Source organism: Streptomyces sp. NPDC055078 (assembly GCF_053607985.1).
The window spans coordinates 1-6923 of record NZ_JBSGUP010000438.1 but is presented as its reverse complement, the minus strand read 5'-3'; the positions used below and the strand labels follow the sequence as shown (position 1 = coordinate 6923).

At 72.2% G+C, this 6923-nt stretch carries 6 protein-coding genes; 5 read left to right on the top strand and 1 reads right to left on the bottom strand.

All coding sequences use genetic code 11. The features are described 5' to 3' along the window. Positions 1–84: 84 nt before the first annotated feature. The 4 genes from ACWF94_RS28615 to ACWF94_RS28600 all read left to right on the top strand — a co-directional run bounded on the left by ACWF94_RS28615 (position 85) and on the right by ACWF94_RS28600 (position 3979). A complete protein-coding gene (locus ACWF94_RS28615; protein WP_453494612.1) occupies positions 85–267 on the top strand; it encodes a Trm112 family protein in 183 nt (60 codons plus the stop codon). A gap of 209 nt (positions 268–476) precedes the next feature. Then, entirely contained in the window at positions 477–1634 is a 1158-nt protein-coding gene (locus ACWF94_RS28610) for an SIS domain-containing protein (RefSeq protein WP_453494609.1), read from the top strand. A gap of 49 nt (positions 1635–1683) precedes the next feature. Next, a complete protein-coding gene (manA, locus tag ACWF94_RS28605; protein ID WP_453494606.1) occupies positions 1684–2847 on the top strand; it encodes a mannose-6-phosphate isomerase, class I in 1164 nt (387 codons plus the stop codon). A 151-nt stretch (positions 2848–2998) separates the two neighbouring features. Then, positions 2999–3979: a cation diffusion facilitator family transporter gene (locus ACWF94_RS28600; RefSeq protein WP_453494603.1), complete on the top strand. Its 981-nt coding sequence runs from the start codon at positions 2999–3001 to the stop codon at positions 3977–3979. Between the two features lie 349 nt (positions 3980–4328). Here ACWF94_RS28600 and lepB read toward each other — a convergent pair whose 3' ends face one another. Next, positions 4329–5006, bottom strand: a complete 678-nt coding sequence (gene lepB, locus ACWF94_RS28595; protein ID WP_453494600.1) for a signal peptidase I — start codon at positions 5004–5006, stop codon at positions 4329–4331. A 403-nt stretch (positions 5007–5409) separates the two neighbouring features. Between lepB and ahcY the strand changes: the two genes are divergently transcribed. Next, positions 5410–6867: an adenosylhomocysteinase gene (gene ahcY, locus ACWF94_RS28590; RefSeq protein WP_453494597.1), complete on the top strand. Its 1458-nt coding sequence runs from the start codon at positions 5410–5412 to the stop codon at positions 6865–6867. Positions 6868–6923 lie beyond the last annotated feature (56 nt).

The window sequence follows — 6923 nt, the reverse complement described above, 5'->3', positions numbered from 1 at the left end:
CCCACCCACCACACCCACAACCACCCCAAAGCCCCGAGCCCAAGCCCCCCGGCCGCAACGACCCTCCGCACCCAAAGGACCCCCATGCCCCTCGAAGCCGCACTCCTGGAGATCCTCGCCTGCCCCGCCTGCCACTCCCCCCTCACCGACCGCACGGCAGCCGACACCCCCGAGCTGATCTGCACCGGCACGGACTGCGGCCTCGCCTACCCCGTACGGGACGACATCCCCGTACTCCTCGTCGACGAGGCACGCACCCCCGCCTGACCGGCACCCCCGCCTGACCGGCACCCCGCCCGACCGGCACCCGGGCCCGACCGGCACCCGGCAGCCAAAGCCCCCGCACAGCCCACTCACAGCCCCCCGCAGCCCCGGCGGCCCCGGCAGCCCCCCGAACCGCCCCGCCCACACCCCATCGCGGTCCCAGCGACAAACACGGTCCCAGCGAACCGCACGGCGATCGGAGACCCCACCCCATGCTCGACGAGTCCCTCCTCGACGCCCCCGAAGCCCTCGCCCGCGCCGACCGCCGAGGACTCCTGCGGGGCGCCGCCGAGGCGGGAGCACGCGTCCGCACCGCCGCCCGCCACGCCGCCGAGGCGGGCATCGCCGAACTGAAGCCCGAGGGCCGCCCCCGCGCCGTCCTCGTCGCGGGGTCCGGCACGGCCGCCACCGGCGTCGCCGATCTGATCGGCGCGCTCGCCGGAGCAGGCGCCCCCGTCACCCGCCTCCACCCCGCCGGCGTCGCCCCCGCCGTCGGCGCCCTGCGCTGGTCGCTCCCCGGCTGGTCGGGCTCCCTGGACCTCCTCCTCATCGCCACCACCGACGGCAGCGAACCCGGCCTCGCCCTCCTCGCCGAGCAGGCGTACCGCCGTGGCTGCACCGTCGTCGCCGTCGCCCCAGAGCACTCCCCGCTGGCCGAGACGGTAGGCGGCGCGCACGGCCTGGTCGTCCCCATGGCCACCGCCCCGCACGAGCTGTACGAGGAGACCCAGGCGGCGAGCCCCGGCGCGCTGTGGGCCCTGTTCACCCCGCTGCTCGCGCTCCTCGACCGCGTCGGCCTGCTGGAGGCGCCCCCCGAGACCCTCGCCAGGGTCGCCGACCGCCTCGACCGCACCGCCGAGCGCTGCGGCCCGGCCATCGCCACCTACAGCAACCCCGCGAAGACCCTCGCCGCCGAACTCGCCGACAGCCTCCCGCTGATCTGGACGGAGGGACCGGGCGCCGCCCCCGCCGGCCGCCGCTTCGCCGCCGTACTGGCCGAGTTGTCCGGCCGCCCCGCCCTCGTCGCCGAGCTGCCCGAGGCGCTGCCCGCCCACGGCGTCCTGCTCGCGGGCGCCTTCGCCGCCGGAGCCGACCCGGACGACTTCTTCCGCGACCGCGTCGAGGAACCGCAGGCCCTGCGCGCCCGGGTCGTCCTGCTGCGCGACCGCCCCACCGGCGGACTGACCGCCGCGCCCGCCGCCCGCGAACTCGCGCTCGGCCACGACACCCCCATCAGCGAACTCGAACCCGACAACAGCACCGATTCCGAGGCCGGCAACCACCTACTGGAGTCGATCGCCGAACTCGTCGCCGTCACCGACTTCGCCGCCGTCTACCTGGCCCTCGCCACCCCCGCCACTCCCACCTGACCCGCATCGACAACCCCCGCCCAGCACAGAGCACCGGGAAAGAACCACCATGGACCGCCTCGCCAACACCGTGCGCCCCTACGCCTGGGGCTCCACGACCGCCATCCCGGAACTGCTCGGCATCGCCCCCACCGGCGAGCCCCAGGCCGAGATGTGGATGGGCACCCACCCGGGAGCGCCCTCCCGGCTCGACCGAGGCCCTCTCAGCGAGGTGATCGCGGCCGACCCCGTACGCGAACTCGGCCCCCCGGCCGCCGAGAAGTTCGGCCCCCGCCTCCCGTTCCTCCTCAAGATCCTGGCCGCCGGAGCGCCCCTCTCCCTCCAGGTCCACCCCGACCTCGCCCAGGCGAAGGAGGGATACGCCGCCGAGGAGCGCGCGGGCATCCCGATCGACGCCCCGCACCGCAACTACAAGGACGCCAACCACAAACCCGAACTGATCTGCGCGCTCACCCCCTTCGACGGCCTGTGCGGATTCCGCCCGCCGCTGGACACCGCGGATCTGCTCGCCGGACTCGGCGTCGACTCGCTCAAGCCGTACGTGGACGTCCTGCACGCCCACCCGCAGGACGCCGCCCTGCGCGAGGTCCTCACCGCCGTACTCACCGCCGACCGCGAGGAGATGGCGGCGACCGTCAGCGAGACCGCCGCCGCGGCGCAGCGGCTCGGCGGCCCCTACACCCCCTACGCGCAGACCGCCCACCACTACCCCGGCGACCCGGGCGTCATCGCCGCGCTGCTGCTCAACCATGTCCGCCTCCAGCCCGGGGAGGCCCTCTTCCTCGGCGCGGGCATCCCGCACGCGTATCTGAACGGTCTCGGTGTCGAGATCATGGCCAACTCCGACAACGTCCTGCGCTGCGGACTGACCCCCAAACACATCGACGTCCCCGAACTCCTGCGCGTCGTCCGGTTCGAGGCCGCCGACCCCGGCATCCTGCGCCCGGAGGCGTCGGAGTCCGGCGAGGAGGTCTACGACACCCCGGGGGACGAGTTCCGGCTGTCCCGCTACGCCCTCGCGCCGGACGCGGCGGTACGGGACCTCACGGCCCCCACCCCCCAGATCCTGCTCTGCACGGCCGGCCGGGTCACGGCCGGCGAACTGACGCTGGCCCCGGGGGATTCGGTGTTCGTCCCGGCCGGTGAGACCACCCGGATCTCCGGCGCGAACGGCCACGCGGGAACGCTCTTCCGCGCCACTGTGGTCATCTGACCCGGAGCCGCCCGCCGGGGCTGCGACAATGCCCGCGAAGTCCGGGGCAGCCATCAGGCGTCCGTCCCGGCCCGGGAGCACGACCGGCACACCGCGTCCGGTCCGGCCCGTTCCGGGAACACGAAGGCGTACGAAGGGACATCCGGCACACATGAGCGCGTCAGGCGGAATCAAGGCGATCGTGGCGGCACTCGTCGCCAACCTCATGATCGCGGTAGCGAAGTTCGTGGCGTTCCTCTTCAGCGGCTCCTCGTCGATGCTCGCGGAGAGCGTCCACTCCCTCGCGGACTCCGGCAACCAGGGCCTGCTGCTCCTCGGCGGCCGACGGGCCAAACGCGAGGCCACCCCGCAACACCCCTTCGGCTACGGCCGCGAACGCTATATCTACGCCTTCCTCGTCTCCATCGTCCTCTTCTCGGTCGGCGGCATGTTCGCGATCTACGAGGGCTACGAGAAGATCAAGGACCCGCACGCGATCGAGGCGTGGTACTGGCCGGTGGGCGTCCTCGTCTTCGCGATCATCGCCGAGACCTTCTCCTTCCGTACGGCGATCAAGGAGTCGAACGAGGTCCGCGGCTCGCTCTCCTGGAAGGAGTTCGTCCGCCACGCCAAGGCCCCCGAACTGCCCGTCGTCCTCCTCGAAGACCTCGGCGCGCTGGTCGGCCTGGTCCTCGCACTCGTCGGTGTGAGCCTGGCCCTGGCCACCGGCGACGGCGTCTGGGACGGCATCGGCACCCTCTGCATCGGCGTGCTGCTCATCCTCATCGCGATCGTCCTGGCGGCCGAGACCAAGTCCCTGCTGCTGGGCGAGGCGGCGGGCGCGGAGGAGGTACGGCGGATCGAGGCCGCGATCGTCGACGACGCCACCGTCACCCGCATCATCCACATGCGTACGCTCCACCTCGGCCCGGAGGAACTCCTCGTCGCCGCGAAGATCGCGGTCCCCGGCGACTCCACCGCCACCGACATCGCCGGATCGATCAACGCCGCCGAGGAGCGCATCCGCGAGGCCGTGCCCATCGCCCGGGTCATCTATCTGGAACCGGACATCTTCAGCGCGTCCGCCGCCGCAGCCGGCCTGAACCCCGCCAAGTCCCCGGGCGGCTCCTCCCCGGACCCGGCCGCCCACTGACCCAGCGGCCCCTCCTCCCTGCTCCGTCGCACCGCGCACGGCCCGACACCGGCCGGTCCACGGCGGAGCAGGGACCAGCCCCCGGGACCGGCATGCCTCCCCCGTACGGAACCGGACGCCACCGGTCCCTCGGGCCACGAGCCGCACCGATCCCGTGCGCCACGGCCGGTACGGGTGCCCCGGGCCATGGGGTGGCGGGCGCGGGCCCATCGCGCTCCGGGCGGCACCGGCACCGGCACCGGCACCGGCACTGTGGGCCTCGGGCCCCGGGCAGTACGGCTTGGCCCCATCCGCACGGGCATGGCCTCATCCGCAACGGCACGCCCCGCTCCGTACGAGGGGCCCCACCTCATACGCGGTGGTACGGAGTACGCGGCGGTACGGGCGCGGGCGCACGCCGCCCCATCGTCCGGCCACCGATCCCGCAGCCGACACCCGTGAGCAACCCGATTCCCGCGACCACCGCACCGACGCCCAGCCGCACGGGCACGGTGATGTCGTCCACCACCCGCCCCCGCACGGCGGTCACGGGCACCATGCCATCGGCCCCTTCCCCGGCTCCCCGCCGGGGATAGCGCGAGTCGTAGGAGTTGCCCCGGTTGTCCCCGAGCAGAAACATCCGCCCCTCCGGCACCTTCCTGTCGTACGGGGCCTGGCCCCCGCCCGGATCCCCGTCCCGCACATACGGCTCCCGCAGCGGCACCGTGTTCACCATGACCCGCTCCTCGCTGTCACAGCAGGCGACCCGATCCCCGCCGACGCCGATCACCCGCTGAGGGATACCGCCTTCGACGCCCGGCACGGCGAACAGCACCACATCGCCCCGCCGTATCTCCCCCGGTCCGATCTCCTCGATGACGACCCGGTCCCCGGGGACATGGGTGGGCGCCATCCCCTCCCCGCCGATCGCCCGCACCCGGTAATCCGACACCAGCGGTGTGAGCGAGGCGACGAACCCCAGCGCACCCAGCACCATCAGCACCCACCCGGCGACCCGCAGCCCTCGCCCCGGCCGTCCAGCCCTCATAAACCCTGCCCCTCCCGGCTCCAGCCTCTCCCGGCTCCTCGATCCACACGAACAAGCACGAACAAGCACGGACACCGCACGGAGACCGCACGAAGACCAAGGGGGAACCTACTCCGCCCCCACCCCCGACAGCGGTTCCGGGCCACCAGCCCTCCCGGCGGCCGGGCAACCTGGCCTGATCCCGTCCCCAGGCGGACTGGGGCGGACCACCACGACCGGTGTAGATTCGTGGGCAGAGTCAGGCGTCGCTGCTGATGGCGGTCGGGCGGTCCCGAGTGGACCGGCCGGGTGGAGAGAGGGCCTCCGACGGACTGCACCGCGCATGGTCCGGGCATTCGTATGCCCGCCGCCGCGGAGCCGCCCGTATCCGTACCTCGACCAACATCACGAGGAGCAGCCAGTCATGACAACTGTCGCCACTGGACAGGACTTCAAGGTCGCCGACCTCTCCCTCGCCGCTTACGGCCGCAAGGAGATCACTCTCGCCGAGCACGAGATGCCCGGCCTGATGTCGATCCGCAGGGAGTACGCGGCCCGGCAGCCGCTCGCCGGCGCCCGTATCACCGGCTCCCTGCACATGACCGTGCAGACCGCCGTCCTCATCGAGACCCTGGTCGCCCTCGGCGCCGACGTCCGCTGGGCGTCCTGCAACATCTTCTCCACCCAGGACCACGCCGCCGCGGCCATCGCGGTCGGCCCTGACGGCACCCCGGACGACCCCCAGGGCATCCCCGTCTTCGCCTGGAAGGGCGAGACGCTTGAGGAGTACTGGTGGTGCACGGAGCAGGCCCTGACCTGGCCCAACACGCCCACCGGCGGCCCGAACATGATCCTCGACGACGGCGGTGACGCCACCCTCCTGGTCCACAAGGGCGTCGAGTTCGAGAAGGCTGGCAAGGCCCCCGACCCCTCGACGGCCGACAGCGAGGAGTACGCCTACATCCTCCGCCTGCTGAACCGCACCCTCTCCGAGTCCCCGCAGAAGTGGACCCGCCTGGCGTCCGAGATCCGCGGTGTCACCGAGGAGACCACGACCGGTGTGCACCGGCTGTACGAAATGCATCGCGACGGCACCCTCCTGTTCCCGGCGATCAACGTGAACGACGCTGTCACCAAGTCGAAGTTCGACAACAAGTACGGCTGCCGCCACTCCCTGATCGACGGCATCAACCGCGCCACCGACGTCCTCATCGGCGGCAAGGTCGCGGTCGTCTGCGGCTACGGCGACGTGGGCAAGGGCTGCGCGGAGTCCCTGCGCGGGCAGGGCGCCCGCGTGATCATCACCGAGATCGACCCGATCTGCGCACTCCAGGCGGCGATGGACGGCTACCAGGTCAGCGTCCTGGACGACGTCATCGGCCTGGCCGACCTCTTCATCACCACCACGGGCAACAAGGACATCATCATGGCCGCGGACATGGCCAAGATGAAGCACCAGGCGATCGTGGGGAACATCGGCCACTTCGACAACGAGATCGACATGGCCGGTCTGGCCGCGATCCCCGGGATCGTGAAGGACGAGGTCAAGCCCCAGGTCCACACCTGGACCTTCCCCGACGGCAAGGTCATCATCCTGCTCTCCGAGGGCCGCCTGCTCAACCTGGGCAACGCCACCGGCCACCCCTCGTTCGTGATGTCCAACAGCTTCGCCGACCAGACCCTGGCGCAGATCGAGCTGTTCACCAAGCCCCAGGAGTACCCGACCGACGTCTATGTGCTGCCCAAGCACCTGGACGAGAAGGTCGCCCGCCTCCACCTGGACGCCCTCGGGGTCAAGCTGACCACCCTCCGCCCGGAACAGGCCGCCTACATCGGTGTCCCGGTCGAAGGCCCTTACAAGGCCGACCACTACCGCTACTGACCTCCCCACGACACCCCCAGAGCCTCAGCTCCCGCAGTCCCCGCAGGGCCCCGCCG